The organism is Aquabacterium sp. G14, from assembly GCF_037482285.1.
Taxonomy (GTDB): domain Bacteria; phylum Pseudomonadota; class Gammaproteobacteria; order Burkholderiales; family Burkholderiaceae_C; genus Aquabacterium.
Genome location: NZ_JBBEYB010000010.1, coordinates 30,341 through 46,300 on the forward strand (window position 1 = coordinate 30,341; position 15,960 = coordinate 46,300).

The window sequence follows — 15,960 nt, forward strand, 5'->3', positions numbered from 1 at the left end:
ATGTGTGAGTCATGACCCAAGCCGTTCCTTTGTGCGTGGACCTCGATGGATCGTTGATCCACAGTGATCTGTTGCTGGAATCTTTCCTGCTGCTCATCAAGCAGAACCCGCTGTACGTGCTCATCGCCCCCCTGTGGCTGCTGCGCGGCAAGGCGCATCTGAAAGCGCAGATTGCCCGCCGTGTCACGCTCAATGGTGCGGCTCTGCCTTACACACAGCCCTTTGTCGACTGGTTGCGTGCGCAAAAAGCGGCGGGGCGTCCGCTGTGGTTGTGCACGGCCTCGGATGCGCGTCTCGCGCAGGCCGTCGCCGACCACCTTGGTATTTTCGACGGCGTGCTCGCCAGCAACGGACGCACCAATCTTTCAGGACACAACAAGGCGGCCGAGTTGGTGGCGCGATTCGGTGAACGCGCTTTCGATTACTGTGGCAACCACCGGGTCGACGTGCCCATCTGGGCCAAGGCGCGCTCGGCCATCGTGGTCAATGCGCCCGAGTCTGTCCGTCTGGCCGCATCGCAGGTGGCCGTGGTCAGCCACGTCGTGCCCGCACCGAAGGTCGGTGTCAAGATGGTGCTGAAGGCCTTGCGTGTGCACCAATGGGCCAAGAATGCCCTGATCTTCGTGCCCGTGCTGGCCTCGCATCAGATGACCATGGCCACGCTTGGGGCGAGCCTCCTTGCCTTCATCGCGTTCAGCCTGTGTGCGTCCTCGGTGTACCTGCTCAACGACATGCTGGACTTGGAGGCGGACCGCCAGCACCACAGCAAATGCCATCGCCCTTTCGCGGCAGGGCAGTTGAGTTTGTTGTTTGGTCTCACCGTGGCGCCCTTGCTGTTGCTGGTGGCCTTGCTTTTGTCGCTGGCCTTGCCTGTGACCTTCCTGGGCGTCTTGGGTGGCTATTACGCGGCCACGCTGGCCTACTCGTTTGGCATCAAGAAAATCGTGATGGTGGACGTGCTGGCGCTGGCCGGGCTCTACACCATCCGCATCGTCGCGGGCTCGGCCGCCGCGGGGATTCCGTTGTCGTTCTGGCTCCTGATCTTTGCCATCTTCATTTTCCTGAGCTTGGCCATCGTCAAGCGCTATGCCGAGTTGCATGCGATGCGAGAGCAGGGCAAGTTGGCAGCGCAGGGGCGAGGCTACCAGGTCGAAGACCTGAATCTCTTGCAGAGCCTGGGGGCCTCATCGGGTTATCTCAGTATCCTGGTGTTGGCGCTCTACTTGAACTCGCCCGATGTGGCGCAGATGTACCGTCATCCCAAGTTCGCGTGGTTGCTGGTGCCCATCATGCTGTACTGGATCAGCCGAATCTGGATGCAAACCTACCGGGGACGCATGCACGACGATCCGCTGGTCTATGCGCTCAAGGACCGCGTCAGCTTGCTGACCGGGGTGGCAGCCGCCATTGCGCTGTACCTGGCTGTCTGACATCGGCATGAGCCCGGCCACTCCTGCGCGCGTGTTCACCTCCTGGGGGCGGGTGCAGCGTGTCGCCCACACGGCTTTGGGCCTGCCCAGTCGCCATGGGGCCTTGCCTTTGCCTGGGGGTGATGCCTCGGTGTTGCCTTTCGGCAATGGCCGCAGTTACGGTGACAGCAATCTCAACCCTGGCGGTGCCTTGTTGCTGGCCGGGCAACTGGACCGCTTCATCGACTTCGATCCGCAGACCGGCTTGCTGCGCTGCGAGGCGGGCGTGCTGCTGTCCACCATCTTGCGTCTGGTCGTGCCGCAGGGCTGGTTCTTGCCTGTCACGCCCGGCACGCAGTTCGTGACCGTGGGCGGCGCCATCGCCAACGATGTGCACGGCAAGAACCACCATGCGGCCGGATCCTTTGGCAACCATGTCACGCAATTGGAGTTGTTGCGCTCCGACGGCACACGTCGCCGGTGCTCGCCGACGCTGCACCCAGACTGGTTTGCCGCCACGGTGGGCGGTTTGGGTCTGACGGGTTTGATCACCTGGGCCGAAATCCAGTTGCGCCGGGTAGTCAATCCCTACATGGACACCGAAACCATCCGGTTTGACAGCCTCGAGGCCTTCTTCGAGTTGAGTCAGGCCTCCGAACGTGACCACGAGTACACCGTGGCCTGGATTGACTGCGCGTTCACAGGCCAGCGCCTCGGGCGTGGGCTCTTCAGCCGGGCCAACCATGCGCCTGTGGCCATGGATCTGTCTCTGTTGCCGCGCTCGCTGCCCAGTGGCGTTGCGGAGCCGAGCCGACGTGTACCCTTCACGCCGCCGATTTCCCTCATCAACACACTGTCGCTCAAGGCCTTCAACACCTTGTATTTCCACAAGCAGCGAACGCCGGTCGTGCGTGCGGTGCAGCATTACCGACCGTTCTTCTACCCGCTGGATGCCTTGCTGGAGTGGAACCGCATCTATGGCCCTCGAGGCTTTCACCAATACCAGTGCGTGATCCCGCCGGACGATGCTTTGGTGGTGACGCGACGCTTGTTGCACACCATTGCGCACAGCGGTCAAGGCTCCTTTCTGGCGGTGCTCAAGCAGTTTGGTGCGCCGGCGTCGCTGGGCATGCTGTCTTTTCCTCAGCCCGGCACGACCTTGGCGCTGGACTTCCCCAATGTCGGCCCACGCCTGCATCGCCTGTTTGATGAACTGGACCGCATCGTGTTGGCCGCCGGCGGACGGCTGTACCCCGCCAAAGACGGCCGCATGGGTGCTGCCTTGTTCCAGGCCGGCTACCCGCGTTGGCGTGAATTTGCGAATTATGTGGACCCTCGCTTCAGCTCTGGCTTGTGGCGTCGGGTCACGGAGACATCATGAGAAAAATCCTGATCGTTGGCGCCACGTCTGGCATGGCCGAAGCCTGCGCACGCCTGTGGGCCCAACGTGGTGACCATCTGTTCCTGGCCGCCCGCAACTCCAGCCAGTTGCAGTCGGTATGTGACGACCTGCGCGCGCGCGGGGCAGGCCGCGTGGGGCTGCAGGTGTTTGACGCGAACGATTTGTCTGCACATGCGGCCTTGCTGGCACAGGCCACCCACACCCTGGGCGGTCTGGACACGGTGTTGATTGCGCACGGCACCCTGTCTGATCAGGAGCGGGCGCAGCAGGATGTGGCCTATGCGCTGCAGGAAATCCAGACCAATGGCACGTCCGTCGTGTCGCTGATGAGCTTGGCCGGAGAGCAGTTTGCGCAGCAAGGCCAGGGCGCGATCGCCGTGATTTCGTCGGTGGCCGGCGACCGTGGGCGGCAGAGCAACTATGTCTACGGCAGCGCCAAAGCCCTGGTCAGTGCGTTCGCGTCGGGCATGCGCCAGCGCCTGTCCAAGCAGGGTGTGCACGTCATCACCATCAAGCCCGGCTTTGTGAGCACGCCCATGACAGCGCATTTGAAGCAGGGCGCACTGTGGGCCCAACCCGAGCAGGTGGCCAAGGACATCACGCGTGCCATCGATCAAGGTCAGCGTGTGGTGTACACGCCGGGCTTCTGGCGCTGGATCATGTTGATCATCAAACACATTCCGGAGTTTGTGTTTGTGAAGCTCAAACTCTGAGCCATCTCGGGCACATTGGCATCAGGCGTAGCGCTGCAGGAAATCCTGGTACGCCATCCGGATGCCATCTTCGAGCGTGGTCGTGGCTTTCCACCCGAGTTGCGTCAGGCGTGAAACGTTCATCAACTTGCGCGGCGTACCGTCTGGCTTGCTTGTGTCAAAGTTCAAAGTTCCGGTGAAACCTAGCACACGTGTCACGGTTTCGGCCAGCTCCCGGATGGTCACGTCCGTGCCAGTGCCGATGTTCACCAGCGGGCCGCTGTAGCCTTGCTCCATGAGAAACACGCAGGCATCGGCCAGGTCGTCTGCGTACAGGAATTCGCGCATCGGCGTACCGGTACCCCATACGACCAACTCCCGGTCACCACGCACCTTGGCTTCGTGTGTCTTGCGGATCAAGGCCGGCAGCACATGGCTGTTGTTCAGGTCGTAGTTGTCGTTGACGCCATACAGATTGGTCGGCATCACGCTGATGTAATCACGACCGTACTGTGCGTTGTAGGCCTCGCACATCTTGATGCCGGCGATTTTGGCGATGGCATAGGGCTCGTTGGTTGGCTCCAACGGTCCGGTCAGCAGCGCGTCCTCGCTCATGGGCTGTCGGGCGAGCTTGGGGTAGATGCAACTCGATCCCAGGAACATCAGCTTCTGAACGCCAGCGAGATGGGCACCGTGGATCAGGTTGGCTTCGATCATCAGGTTTTGGTAGATGAAGTCGGCACGGTACACATTGTTGGCCTGGATTCCGCCCACCTTCGCGGCCGCGATGAACAGGTAATCGGGCTGCTCTGCACTCAGGAAGTCGTGAACAGCACGCTGACTCAGGAGGTCGAGTTCCTGCCGTGTCCGCGTGATCACATTTTGGTAGCCCGCGCGCTGGAGTCGGCGCACGATGGCGGAGCCCACCATGCCACGGTGTCCGGCGACGAAGATTTTGGCGTTCTGATCCATGATGTGAAGTGTCGGAAAAAAGATAGGGTTGCGTTTGTCGATGAGATCCCGAAGTGGTGTCCCAGCCCGTTCACTGGCGGTTGCCAGGACTCGGTCTGTCGCGCTCAAGCAGCATCGCCTTCATGGTCCGGTAGATGAACAGTGTGTTGGTGACGGCGTATCGCTTGGCCAGGCGACGAGGCTCACTGCACAAGCGATGAAACCACTCCAGCCCAGTTCGCTGCATCCATGCAGGTGCGCGTTGGATGGTGCCTGCGTGATAGTCGAATGCCGCACCGACACCCAACATCACCGCGTTGATCTTGCCGCGGTGTTGCGCCATCCAGACCTCTTGTTTAGGGCAGCCCAATCCGACAAAAACGACATGTGCACCTGAGTGGTTGATCTGGTCAATATAGGCTTGGTCTTCGTCATGCGTCAGTTCCCGGAAGGGGGGAGACACCATGCCAACCACCTTCAACTTCGGGAAAGCAGTGCTGATGTGTGCCTTGAGTTTCGTGAGTGTGTGATCACTGCTGCCGAAGAAAAACACGGACTGCCCCAGCTTCTCTGCGGATGCCAGGTAGCGCCAAGTCAGGTCGGGGCCATTGATTCGCTCTTGGTTGGGGTGTCCACTGTGTCTCAATACCCACGCGACAGGTGCCCCATCCGGTAGGGCCAAATCAGCTTCTGCCAACACTTTCTGGAAGTCGGAACTCTGGCTGGCTGTCACGACCGAGTGCACATTGCAAAGAGTGACATAGCGACTTTGGTGCTGCCGCCCCCACTCAATGATGCGGGTCAGCGCATCGTCCCAACTCGCTGCATCGATGTGCGTGTCCAGCACCAGAGAACCACGTCGACCGATGGCGCTAAGAGATTGCGTGTGTTGGGAGTGAGGCATGTGTGCGGGTTCGAGGGCGCGAGCGTTCGGAGAACAGTTCGTGGGGGATTCGAGCGCGTTGGGCACCGGGGGCAACGTCATGGGCGCTCAGCGTGTCGATTTTAGGATTGAAGGTGCCGAGCAAAGTTCCGAAAGATGCCGTCACGAGGTGTCTGGGTCATCCCAAAAATGCGCATTCCAGCCCCCTTGGCTGTTGTCGAAAACGTAAGGCCACAAGGGATAACCAGAGGGCAGATGGCCAGGTTAGCTATGGTCTCATGTGGCGTGCGTGTGAAGTAGCAAGGAACCCGTTTTCAGGGGGGTATGGATGACCCGTGGTGCGGGAACTTCTGCTCACTTATCGGTCACATTACGCTCTGTACATTTACTTTTCACCTTTCTGTTCATGGCTGCTCCTCCTACGTCTGTGCGTGAACCCGGATCGACGGGTCTGGCTGTCGAGGTGACTTACCCGTTGCGCGCACTGTTGTGTCTGCTGGTGGGGATGGCCGTGATGTATGTGCCAACCTTCACTCGACTGGCCGAAACAGTCTGGAACACGGATGAGCAAGGTCACGGCCCCTTGATCCTGGCAGCTTGTGCCTGGCTGCTGTGGGACATGCGTGCCAGCTTGTTTGGCGCGCCGTCGAAGCCTGCGCCAGTAGCAGGGGGGGTACTGCTGACCTTGGCGGTGGCCATTTATGTGGTGGGTCGCTCCCAACAGGTCATCGAGTTGGAAGCCGGTTCGCTGCTTTTGACCCTGACTGCCTGCATGTTGTTGGTGGTGGGTGTCGCGGGAGTGAGGCGAGCCTGGTTCCCGCTGGTGTTTTTGTTTTTCATGGTGCCGTTACCAGGGGTCTTGGTGCAGGCCATGACCATGCCGCTCAAAAGCGCCGTGTCGGTGGTGGCCGAGCAGCTGATGTACTGGGCGGGCTACCCGATTGCCCGCACGGGTGTGACCTTGACGGTGGGGCAGTACCAGTTGCTGGTGGCCGATGCTTGTTCGGGCTTGAACTCTTTGTTCACCCTTGAGGCTTTAGGATTTTTGTACATGCGCGTCATGAACTACACCTCCAAGGCTCGCAATGTGATTCTGGGTTTGGCCATCATCCCGATTTCATTCATCTCGAACGTGACTCGCGTCATCATCCTGATCCTGGTGACTTACCACTTTGGTGACGAAGCGGGGCAGGGCTTCATGCACGGGTTCGCGGGCATGGTGCTGTTTGGTGTGGCATTGATCTTGACCTATGGTGTGGACCGCCTGCTGGCCGCGCGTTTTGACAAGCAGGGAGGCGCACGTGGCAAGCAGTGAACTGTCTGTGGGGCAGAGCGCACGCGTCAATATGGCGGTGGTGCTGCTCTCGTTGGTGTTGATGGTGGCTGGTTTGGGCTTGGCCGAGTGGTTCACACCCCGCCGCGTGTTGGCCGACGAACTGCCGCCCATCAACTTGTCGCAGACCGTGCCCGAGTCGTTCGGCGGCTGGAAGGTGGACCCGTCTGTGGTGCCGGTGTTGCCGGACCCGACCGTGACCGAGCAACTGGATGCGCTGTATTCAGAGACGCTGAGCCGTACCTACATCCGTGAGGATGGCGCCCGGGTGATGTTGTCGATCGCATATGGCAAGAACCAGAACTCGGCGTCGACCGCCGCACACCGCCCTGAGTTTTGTTACTCGGCCCAGGGCTTCGTGGTCAAGCAGTCGGTCAAGGACAAAATTCAGGTGCTGGACCACGATGTGAAGGTGGTGCGCTTGTTGGCGACGGCAGGCCAGCGGCGTGAGCCCATCACTTACTGGGTGACGTTGGGCCAAACGGCGAGTGTGCCGGGCTTCTCGCGCAAGATGGCCCAGATCAAGCATGGCCTTCAGGGCTGGATCATGGATGGCATGCTGATGCGCGTGTCCAGCCTGGTGCCTACTTTGGAGACGTCGGAGCAGGAGGCTGCCCGCGTGTTGCACACCCAGTTCATCAATGATTTGGCCAAGGCGATGCCTGAGGCCGAGCGTTCCCGTTTTTTTGGTTCGAAAGACTGAGACTGATATGTCCAAGAAAGTTGCATTGATCACCGGCGTCACAGGGCAGGATGGTTCTTACCTGGCGGAGTTTTTGCTGAAGAAGGGCTACGAGGTGCACGGCATCAAGCGCCGTTCCTCCTTGTTCAACACGGACCGGATTGACCACCTGTACCAGGATCCGCATGTGGACAACCGCAACTTCATCCTGCACTACGGTGACCTGACCGATTCGACCAGCCTGGTGCGCATCGTGCAGAAGGTTCAGCCCGACGAGATCTATAACCTGGCGGCCCAGTCACATGTGGCCGTGTCGTTTGAAGAGCCCGAGTACACCGCCAATGCCGACGGCATTGGTGCCCTGCGCCTGCTAGAAGCCATTCGCATCCTGGGCCTGGAGAAGAAGACCAAGTTTTACCAAGCCTCGACCAGCGAGTTGTATGGCTTGGTGCAAGAGATTCCTCAGAAGGAAACCACGCCTTTCTATCCCCGCAGTCCTTACGCGGTGGCCAAGATGTACGCCTACTGGATCACGGTGAACTACCGCGAGGCCTATGGCATGTATGCCTGCAACGGCGTGCTGTTCAACCACGAAAGCCCGGTGCGCGGCGAAACCTTCGTGACGCGCAAGATCACCCGTGCCATCAGCCGCATTGCACTGGGTCTGCAAGACTGCCTGTACCTGGGCAACATGAGCGCCCTGCGCGATTGGGGCCACGCCAAGGATTATGTGGAAATGCAATGGCTGATGCTGCAGCAGCAGCAGGCTGAAGACTTTGTGATTGCCACTGGTGTGCAATACAGCGTGCGCCAGTTTGTGGAGTTTGCCGCCAAAGAACTGGGCATCATCCTGGCTTTCGAGGGCGAAGGTGAAGCCGAAGTAGGCAAGGTGGTGGCGCTGGCTCCCGTCAATGGCCAGATGTTGGCCAAGTGCAAGGTGGGCGAAGTCATTGTGCGTGTGGATCCTCGCTATTACCGCCCTACCGAGGTGGAAACCTTGCTGGGCGATCCCACCAAGGCTCGCGAAAAGCTGGGCTGGACACCCAAGATCAGCTTGCAAGAGCTGGTGAGTGAGATGGTGCAGAGCGACTACGCATCTGCCAAGCGAGACAGTCTGGTGAAGCTGGCCGGGTTCCAGGCCTATGACCATTACGAGTGAGTGGCGCCGAATCGGGCCTGCTCACTGGGCACTGATCGATCAAGCGCTGGTGTCAGCAGCCACCTTTGCGGTGGGGATTTTGCTGGCACGGGCGCTGGACCCTGAAGGCCTGGCGTCTTACTCTTTGGCCATCAGCACGGTGTTGTGCTTGGCTTCGGTCCATCGGGCGCTGGTGGCGCAGCCTTTGAACATTCTGGGCGCGCAGGAATCGCACGGTCAGCGTTTGAGACGCTATCGCAACATGCTGCGTCTGCAGACCTGGATGTTGCCGGCCATGGCTGTGGTGGTGTTGGCGGCGGGGTGGGCGTTCTTTCCCATTCCGGGCTTGATGCTGGGTGCGGCCATGTATGCCGGGGTGTTTGCGCTGCACGACCTCATCCGCCGGTATCACTACACGGATGGGCAGATTCACAACGCCGTACCCGGCGATGTGCTGGGCTATGGCGGGCAGGGCGCGTTGTTGCTGCTCCTGGTGGTGATGGCTTGGCCGGTGTCTGCGTCGGGCGCCTTTTGGTACTTGATGCTGCCCTTGGTGGTGTCGGCCATCTGGATGCACGGTTTGATTCGCAGCTCTGGTCAAGGGGTGGCAGACGGACCGGGCGCCAAGGAGCACCTGGAGCAGCACTGGGGTAATGCGCGTTGGGTGGTGCTGAGCCAATTGGTGTGGATAGGGGCCAGCCAGTTGATCCCGTTTCAGTTGGCGGCTTATGCACAGCCTCAGGACGTTGCGGCCTACCATGCGGCCAATGCCTTGATGAATGCCTTGAACGTGTTCCGCCTGACCTTGGGTAACTACCTGCCAGGCCGCTCTGCGCGGGTGTTCGCACAAGGTGGGGCTGAGGCTTTGCGGCGTTATCTGCGCCAGGTGAGTCTGGCCTGTTTGGGCTTGACCGTCGCGGCGTTTATGTTTTTTGAGTTGACGGGTGATTTCTGGATCGACTGGCTGTTTGCAGGGAAGTATCAGGATGCCAAGCTGGTCGTGCCAGCGATGGCATTGGTGCATTTGCTGGCCATGTCGTCCTTGATCAGCGCAGCAGGCGCTCAGGTGATGGGGGCCACGCAGGTGATGTTCTGGTCCAACGCGGTGGCCACCGTGATGACCTTCACTTTGGGTTCGTGGGCCATCCACACCTGGGGGCTGTGGGGCAGCGTGTTGGCGTTGGCGATCGGTTTGTTGTTGCCAGCTTTGGTGCAGGCGGTACACCTGTCAGTGCATTTTCGGAGCCGTTTGGGGCAAGTATGAAGATTTCTTTGGTGACCTGTTCCTACCAGCAGGGCAAGTTTCTGGACGCGACGATGCGCTCAGTGCTGGATCAGGGGTATCCGGATCTGGAGTACATCGTGATTGACGGTGGCTCGAAGGATCAGTCGGTCGAGGTGATTCGGCGCCATGAGCATGCCTTGTCCTACTGGGTGTCAGAGAAGGACCGTGGTCAGACCCATGCCTTGCGCAAGGGGTTTGAGCGTGCCAGCGGTGAAATCTTGGGTTGGTTGTGCTCGGATGACCTGTTGTTACCAGGCACATTGAAGCGTGTGGCGGCTTACTTTGAGGCACACCCTGAGGTGGATGTGATCTTTGGCAATGCGCTGTGGATCGATGCGCAGGGGCAATACATCCGACCCAAGAAAGAGATGCCGTGGAACAAGTTTGTGTTCTTGTACGACCACAACTATCTGGCTCAGCCCGCCACGTTCTGGCGCCGCTCGTTGTACGAGAAGGTGGGAGGCTTGGATGAGTCCTGGAACCTCGGCATGGATTCGGATCTGTGGCTGCGGTTTGCGCATCATGCACGGCCTCACTATGTGAACGAGTATTTCGCATGCATGCGCGACTATCCTGAGCAGAAAACGCGTGCTCTCAAGCCCGCGGGTCGCACGGAAGACGCGAAGCTGATTGCGCGGGAGACCCCTGCCCTCCACAGCGTGCCCCAGAAGCCGCTGCGCTGGCTGGCTCGGGCGGGTCGCATTGGCATCAAGTTCGTGCACGGCGGCTACTGGGCTTCGCCCCCGCAAGAGTACGTGAAGGCGCTGGAGCGCTACCGGATCGTTTGAGACCTGGGCTGATCATGGGCGCCAAAGCAAAGTACGCATCGATCCATCGGCACCAGATGATGGTGACGAAGATGAAGCAGTCTGCATCGTTGGAGATGACGGACTACTTTTTCCTGTTCAGCTTGTTCATCATGCTGTTCTGGGCAATTGACCCGTTCATGGTCGGCCTGGACAACATCGGTGGGGTCAAGCGTTTCCCGACGATTTTGCTGCTTATGAACCTTGCCTTCATCGGCGTGGGGCGCTTGATGTTCCGCAACCGCAGTACCTACGTGAGCGTTCGCGACACGCTCCAGGAGATGCGCTATCTGGTGGCCTTTGCTGCCCTGGTCATTGGCGGGAGTTTGTACGCGCGTGAGGTCAAGGGCGTTGAAGAGACGTTTCTGACCATGGGGGTCTTCACCCTCATGGCCCCCATCACCTATTGGTACACGATCAATTCACTGGCCCCGATGAAGTTGCTGCGAGCCATCTTGATCGTTTTCACGTTCTGGGCGGTGGTGGCTTCAGGGATGCAGTTGGGTTTCTTTCAGGTGCACGAACTGTTTCACAGTCGTGAGCATTTGGTATTGCCTGTGCTGGGGACCTTGTTGTACTTCCTTCCGTGGAAGTTCGGTCGTTGGTGGGGCATCGCCATGGTGGCTTTGGTGGCCGTAGCTGTGAACAAGAACACGGGCTACATCATCACGGTGTTCGTGTGTGGCTACCTAGTTTCGCTCACGTTCTTTCGGCGCTGGCGTGCAATAAAAGACCGTTTGCTGAGCACCACCTTGCTGGTGGCCTTTGTGTCGACCATTGTCTTGGCGCTGGCTGCGGTCTGGGTGGGCTATACATACTTTGACGACCACATGCCAACTGGCAACCCGGAATACCGGCTTTATACCTACGACATTGCCTGGCAGCGTTTCTTGAGTTCGCCCATCTGGGGCACCTTGTTTGCCGAGTCAGCCGTGGTGTTTTTTGGCAAGTTTGATGTAGCAACGAGCACGCAGTATCTGCCCACACACAGTGATCCACTGGACATCATGGCGCATGGGGGCTTGATTGCCCTGACCCTGTGGCTGATGGCCATCGTGCCGGTGTTGTGGCGAGCCTTCAAGATGGCAAGTCTGTACGGTAGCCAGTTAGCCTGGTCTGACGAGTGGGTGCACCAGTCGTTCTTGCTGATGGCCTTTACCGCCTTGCTCGTGTGCTTGTTCAACCCCATTTACAACGTGCCAAACTTGGCGACGGCGAACTGGATGGTGTTGGGCTGCGTGCTGACCTCCACCAAGGTGTGTGAGCGTTTGCTTCATCGGGAGACGCCGTGATACGTCGCTGGGTGACCTGGGTTATAGGTGTTGGTCTGAACTGTGTGGCGCTGGCGCAGGCAGCAACTTTGGTGGCCACGCCTGAAACACTTTCGCAGCGTCTGCAGCAGTTTCGCAGTGGCGACACGCTCTTGTTGAAGCCCGGTGTCTATCGGGCAACGATTGACCTGCGCAACCGCATTGCGGAGTCCGATGCGCCTTCTGTGATCAAGGGGGATGTCTCTGGTGGTGGCCGTGTGGTGCTGCGGGGGTCGGATGTGTTGACCGGGTGGCGTTTGGTTGCAACTGGCGTCTATGTGCATGACCTGCAGAAGGAAACCAGCCAGGTTTTTGTGAATGGCCGCCTGTTGCAACAGATGGGGGGAACTGTGTTTGATGGTTACCCGGAGAACACCCGGAGCGCTTACCGCGAGCTACATCCTCACGATGGTGGCATCTGGCCGGGACGCAAGCCTGCGGTGGCGTGGCAGAGTTTGCCGGCGGAGAGCTTTTGGTACGACCGCAGCGCGCAGCGTCTTTATGTGCGGACTTCCGAAGATTTGCGAGACTTGTCGGTACTAGCTGAGGCGTCTCAGAGAGAGCGCGTGCTTTTCTTGGAGAACGTACAGTTCATGCAGGTTCAAGACTTGGATATTGAGCATGCCAATACGTCTGTGACCAACCGCGGTGGCGCCCTGGTGGTGTGGCAGAGTCGTGATGTGAATTTGCGTGGCATTCATGCCTCCTGGAACGACCTCATAGGCATTCAGCTTGCGGGCGAACGGGTGTCGTTGATTAAATCGGAAGCCATGTACAACGGCCAAGTGGGTGTAAGTGGCTTTGGCAGTCGGGTCACTGTGCAACAGGTCAAGGCCTCGTACAACAACCGCCGTGGTTTCAACAAGTGGTGGGAAGCTGGTGGTTTCAAGTTCATTGGTTCTGATGACGGAGGGCTGCGAGACTCGCACGTGGTGGATTGCCTGGCCTTGTTCAACCGGGGCGATGGCATCTGGTTTGACTGGAAGAACCGTGATGTGCAGGTGGCTCGCAACGTGTCGGCCTACAACGCTGGATTTGGCATCCATTACGAGGCCAGCAGCGGTGGGGTGATTGAGGACAATCTGATTTTCGGCAACGTGCAGAGGGGGGTGTATCTTTCAAGCTCTCGCGCCTCTCTGGTTCGTCACAACCTGATTGCGGGCAATGGCGGTGAGGGCGTGGTGGCCGTGACCGATCAGGATCGAAGGGATAACCAAGGGCGTCGTCTGGACTCAGATGCCAACCGTGTGGAGAGCAACGTGCTTGCCTGGAATGCGGGCGGCGCGGTTTACCTGTCATCGGATGCGGGCAATGTGTCGAACCGCAACGTGTTTTTCGGTGGGGGAGTGCCCAGCCGATTCAGTGTGAACTATCCCTCGCCTCTGAATTTGCCGGTATACGGTCTGGAGGCATGGTTCCAACGAACGGGGCAAGACGCGCGTTCGTGGTGGTTGAATGCACCCATGCCGGATTCGTGGGTGGCTTACTTCAAGGCGCAGTCAACGGCCAAGGCGCCATTGGTCACGTTGCTCAGCGATGCCCGCGGGCGCTCCTCCGATCACAGGCTGGTGCTGGGGCGGGATCTGTCTAGTTGGTCAGCAGATCCCTTCTTGCCAGAAGTGGGGCCTCGCCATGTGGCGCCATGACATGTGTGAGCTGACATTGACAAGGGCAAGCCATGCGTGTTTTGTTTGATGTTTTTGAACTGTCTCCCGATGGTGGGAAGAGCATAGGCATCTATCACTACGCACGCAATTTGTGGCGTGAACTGGTGGCCGATCTCCCCGAGGACATGAGTCTGGTTCTCGCCTGCCATGGCCGCAATGAGCAAGACTTTCCGGCGATGTCTCACCCCAGGGTGGAGCGGGTGTTGTTGCTCGACACGACACCTCGGCAGTGGCGGCGGCAGTGTTGGCTGAGGTGGGGGGCGCAGTCACTCGCGCGCCAAAAGGGTTGTGATGTTTACTTCACTCCCAAGGGCTTTTTGCCGGGGGGGTGGGGCGCGCCTTCGGGGGTGCGAACGTGTGCGGTCGTGCATGACCTGATCCCCTTGTGGTACGCCGAGCATCGGCCGGGCTATTTTCCTCGTTTGGAAATGATGGTGCTGGGTAGGGAGTTGCGTCGAACCTGTCTTCACGCCGACCGCCTGGTGACGATTTCTCAGGCATCAGCCGAGGACATCTTGGCGAGGGTGCCCCGCGCAAGACAGCCTGCCGTGGTTTACAACGGCTTGCCCCCAGTACCCCCGAAGGTGACGCGTCCTGAGCGGGAGCCTTTCATATTTGCGATGACATCAAGCTATCCGCACAAGAATGCACAAGCCATCATTGACGGCTATTTGCGTTACCGTGCGCGCGTTGCCCATCCTTTGGACTTGGTTGTGTGCGGACTGGAGGATCCGGGTTTGCCGGGCGTGAGTTGCCTCAAGGGGGTGAGTGCAGAGGTCTTGCACGGGCATTACGAGGCAGCAGAGTTGTTTTTGTTTTTGTCCCTCGTGGAGGGGTTTGGATTCCCCCCCTTGGAAGCTATGCAGCACGGCACCCCGGTACTGTGCTCGGACCTGCCGGTGTTGCGTGAGACCACCCAAGGTAATGCGCTATTCGTCTCTCCCACCGATGCCGATGCGGTGGGCGCCGCCTTGTGCCATGCGTTGTCAGGTGAGCAAGACAGGCTGCGGGCGCAATTGCGTCAACGTGCGCAGGAGGTGGTGGACTCCTATACCTGGCACCAGTGTGCCAAGGACGTGCTGAGTCAGTGGCGGATGCTAATGCGATCTCCTGCATTGGATCGATGATGAAAATCCTGTTGTCTGCTTTCGCCTTCTCGCCCGTTTGGGGCTCTGAACCTGGGGTGGGATGGTGCTGGGCCATCGAGATGGCCAAGACGCACGAGGTGACGGTGTTAACGCACCGTTATTTCGAAAATCACATGCGCGAGTTGGAGGCCAGCATGGGCCAACTCCCGTTTGAGGTGATTTACTTTGACGTCAAGCCGATCTGGCATCAGTCTTACGAGCGGTATTTGAATTCCCAGTTGTATGTCTTGCGTTGGCAGTGGTGTGCGCGCTCTTTTGTGAAGAGCTTGTTGAAGACCAGGCGTTTTGACCTGATTCACCATTTGACCTGGGGCACCATTCGTTACCCCAGTTTCTTGCAGAAGTTGGGTGTGCCTTTGGTGGCAGGGCCTTTGGGTGGCGGTGAGCGAGCGCCTTTTTCCTTCTACAAGGGCGTGCCGTGGCGTGAGCGTGTGCGTGAGATGCTGCGGGATGGCTTGATCTGGAGCACGGCCTGTGACCCTATGATCCATTGGACGTGGGGGAGAACCGAGGTGTTGCTGTGTCGCACCCGAGAGTCGATGGCTGCGCTGCCGTGGCACGTGCGCAAGCGTTGTAGCTTGGTTCAGGAAATTGGCTGCCCTGCGGCCTTGTCAGACAAGGAACTGATGTCCATGCCTGGGGCCGGTGCACCCCTTCGCTTGTTGCATGTGGGGCGCTTGCTGGCCTTGAAGGGTATGCATTTGGCTTTGCCCGCCTTGGCCGACATCACGCGACGAGGGGTGGACTGGCGTCTGACTGTGGTGGGTGTGGGGCCCATGCTGAAGCACTTGCAAGCCCAAGCGCATGCCCTGGGCATTGCCGGCCGCATTGATTGGTTGGGAGGTTTGCCACGAGAGCGAGTGATGGCGCTGTATGGCCGCCACGATGCCTTTTTATTCCCAAGCTTGCATGACTCGGGGGGCACGGTGGTGCTGGAGTCGCTATCCCAGGGTTGTCCGGTGCTGTGTGTGGACCTAGGTGGACCACCGCACTTTGTTGATGCGACCTGCGGTGCCGTGGTGCCTGTGCGATCTGGTCAACCCGCTCCTGTCGTGGCTGGATTGGTGGAAGTGTTGACGTCCTGGGCTGGCAATAGGTCAGCGCTTTACAGCTTGCGCCAGGGAGCCTTGCGTCGGGCCCGCGAGCTGAGTTGGCCTAACCGGGTGCGCGGAGCTTATGAACTGATCGAGTCAGCGTTGAGAACGAGCTGATGGAGTTTGTATCTCATGACTGTGACTTTGATATTGAAGCAAG

14 protein-coding genes are annotated in these 15,960 nt (G+C 59.3%); 12 read left to right on the top strand and 2 right to left on the bottom strand.

Translation table 11 applies throughout. From position 1 onward, the window contains the following. Positions 1 to 11 precede the first annotated feature (11 nt). Genes WIT60_RS11800 through WIT60_RS11810 form a run of 3 tightly spaced genes read left to right on the top strand, consistent with a single transcriptional unit; the run spans position 12 to position 3,524 of the window. Positions 12 to 1,430, top strand: a complete 1,419-nt coding sequence (locus WIT60_RS11800) for a UbiA family prenyltransferase (protein WP_339584114.1) — start codon at positions 12 to 14, stop codon at positions 1,428 to 1,430. Between the two features lie 7 nt (positions 1,431 to 1,437). After that, positions 1,438 to 2,790 (top strand): FAD-binding oxidoreductase, encoded by a 1,353-nt coding sequence (locus WIT60_RS11805; protein WP_339584115.1) that lies wholly within the window; start codon positions 1,438 to 1,440, stop codon positions 2,788 to 2,790. After that, the gene (locus WIT60_RS11810) at positions 2,787 to 3,524 is read left to right on the top strand and encodes an SDR family oxidoreductase (RefSeq protein ID WP_339584116.1); all 738 of its coding nucleotides are present in this window, start codon (positions 2,787 to 2,789) and stop codon (positions 3,522 to 3,524) included. Before WIT60_RS11805 ends, WIT60_RS11810 begins: the two co-directional genes overlap by 4 nt. Before the next feature lie 21 nt (positions 3,525 to 3,545). Here the strand turns inward: WIT60_RS11810 and fcl are convergent, their stop codons facing one another. Together fcl and WIT60_RS11820 are read right to left on the bottom strand one after the other, a co-directional pair. Then, positions 3,546 to 4,475 carry a GDP-L-fucose synthase gene (gene fcl, locus WIT60_RS11815; protein WP_339584117.1) on the bottom strand — a complete coding sequence of 310 codons (930 nt, stop codon included), beginning with the start codon at positions 4,473 to 4,475 and terminating at the stop codon, positions 3,546 to 3,548. A 70-nt stretch (positions 4,476 to 4,545) separates the two neighbouring features. Beyond that, on the bottom strand, positions 4,546 to 5,358 hold the full coding sequence (locus WIT60_RS11820) for a WecB/TagA/CpsF family glycosyltransferase (RefSeq protein WP_339584118.1): 813 nt from the start codon (positions 5,356 to 5,358) through the stop codon (positions 4,546 to 4,548). Positions 5,359 to 5,743: 385 nt separating this feature from the next. On the opposite strand from WIT60_RS11820, the gene xrtB reads away from it, so the two are divergent. Genes xrtB through WIT60_RS11865 form a run of 9 tightly spaced genes read left to right on the top strand, consistent with a single transcriptional unit; the run spans position 5,744 to position 15,917 of the window. Continuing rightward, complete coding sequence (gene xrtB, locus WIT60_RS11825) at positions 5,744 to 6,652, top strand: exosortase B (RefSeq protein WP_339584119.1); 909 nt, start codon at positions 5,744 to 5,746, stop codon at positions 6,650 to 6,652. Further along, positions 6,639 to 7,373 carry an exosortase-associated protein EpsI, B-type gene (epsI, locus tag WIT60_RS11830; RefSeq protein ID WP_339584120.1) on the top strand — a complete coding sequence of 245 codons (735 nt, stop codon included), beginning with the start codon at positions 6,639 to 6,641 and terminating at the stop codon, positions 7,371 to 7,373. Before xrtB ends, epsI begins: the two co-directional genes overlap by 14 nt. A 7-nt stretch (positions 7,374 to 7,380) precedes the next feature. Then, the gene (gene gmd, locus WIT60_RS11835; protein ID WP_339584121.1) at positions 7,381 to 8,511 is read left to right on the top strand and encodes a GDP-mannose 4,6-dehydratase; all 1,131 of its coding nucleotides are present in this window, start codon (positions 7,381 to 7,383) and stop codon (positions 8,509 to 8,511) included. A 49-nt stretch (positions 8,512 to 8,560) separates the two neighbouring features. Next, entirely contained in the window at positions 8,561 to 9,754 is a 1,194-nt protein-coding gene (locus WIT60_RS11840; RefSeq protein ID WP_339584122.1) for a lipopolysaccharide biosynthesis protein, read from the top strand. A gap of 11 nt (positions 9,755 to 9,765) precedes the next feature. Further along, positions 9,766 to 10,563 carry a glycosyltransferase family 2 protein gene (locus tag WIT60_RS11845; RefSeq protein ID WP_339584123.1) on the top strand — a complete coding sequence of 266 codons (798 nt, stop codon included), beginning with the start codon at positions 9,766 to 9,768 and terminating at the stop codon, positions 10,561 to 10,563. Between the two features lie 14 nt (positions 10,564 to 10,577). Further along, entirely contained in the window at positions 10,578 to 11,873 is a 1,296-nt protein-coding gene (locus tag WIT60_RS11850) for an O-antigen ligase family protein (RefSeq protein ID WP_339584124.1), read from the top strand. Next, entirely contained in the window at positions 11,870 to 13,537 is a 1,668-nt protein-coding gene (locus tag WIT60_RS11855; RefSeq protein WP_339584125.1) for a right-handed parallel beta-helix repeat-containing protein, read from the top strand. The genes WIT60_RS11850 and WIT60_RS11855 overlap by 4 nt, the downstream gene beginning before the upstream one ends. A 32-nt stretch (positions 13,538 to 13,569) precedes the next feature. Then, positions 13,570 to 14,685 carry a glycosyltransferase family 4 protein gene (locus WIT60_RS16960; RefSeq protein WP_510166982.1) on the top strand — a complete coding sequence of 372 codons (1,116 nt, stop codon included), beginning with the start codon at positions 13,570 to 13,572 and terminating at the stop codon, positions 14,683 to 14,685. Further along, a complete protein-coding gene (locus WIT60_RS11865) occupies positions 14,685 to 15,917 on the top strand; it encodes a glycosyltransferase family 4 protein (protein ID WP_339584127.1) in 1,233 nt (410 codons plus the stop codon). The genes WIT60_RS16960 and WIT60_RS11865 overlap by 1 nt, the downstream gene beginning before the upstream one ends. The last annotated feature ends 43 nt before the right edge of the window (positions 15,918 to 15,960 follow it).

Bases quoted from the DNA above. Each gene is read 5' to 3' on its own strand.
- WIT60_RS11800 (WP_339584114.1), top strand. From the start codon at position 12: ATGACCCAAGCCGTTCCTTTGTGCGTGGACCTCGATGGATCGTTGATC.
- WIT60_RS11805 (WP_339584115.1), top strand. From the start codon at position 1,438: ATGAGCCCGGCCACTCCTGCGCGCGTGTTCACCTCCTGGGGGCGGGTG.
- WIT60_RS11810 (WP_339584116.1), top strand. From the start codon at position 2,787: ATGAGAAAAATCCTGATCGTTGGCGCCACGTCTGGCATGGCCGAAGCC.
- fcl (WP_339584117.1), bottom strand. From the start codon at position 4,475: ATGGATCAGAACGCCAAAATCTTCGTCGCCGGACACCGTGGCATGGTG.
- WIT60_RS11820 (WP_339584118.1), bottom strand. From the start codon at position 5,358: ATGCCTCACTCCCAACACACGCAATCTCTTAGCGCCATCGGTCGACGT.
- xrtB (WP_339584119.1), top strand. From the start codon at position 5,744: ATGGCTGCTCCTCCTACGTCTGTGCGTGAACCCGGATCGACGGGTCTG.
- gmd (WP_339584121.1), top strand. From the start codon at position 7,381: ATGTCCAAGAAAGTTGCATTGATCACCGGCGTCACAGGGCAGGATGGT.
- WIT60_RS11850 (WP_339584124.1), top strand. From the start codon at position 10,578: ATGGGCGCCAAAGCAAAGTACGCATCGATCCATCGGCACCAGATGATG.
- WIT60_RS16960 (WP_510166982.1), top strand. From the start codon at position 13,570: ATGCGTGTTTTGTTTGATGTTTTTGAACTGTCTCCCGATGGTGGGAAG.
- WIT60_RS11865 (WP_339584127.1), top strand. From the start codon at position 14,685: ATGAAAATCCTGTTGTCTGCTTTCGCCTTCTCGCCCGTTTGGGGCTCT.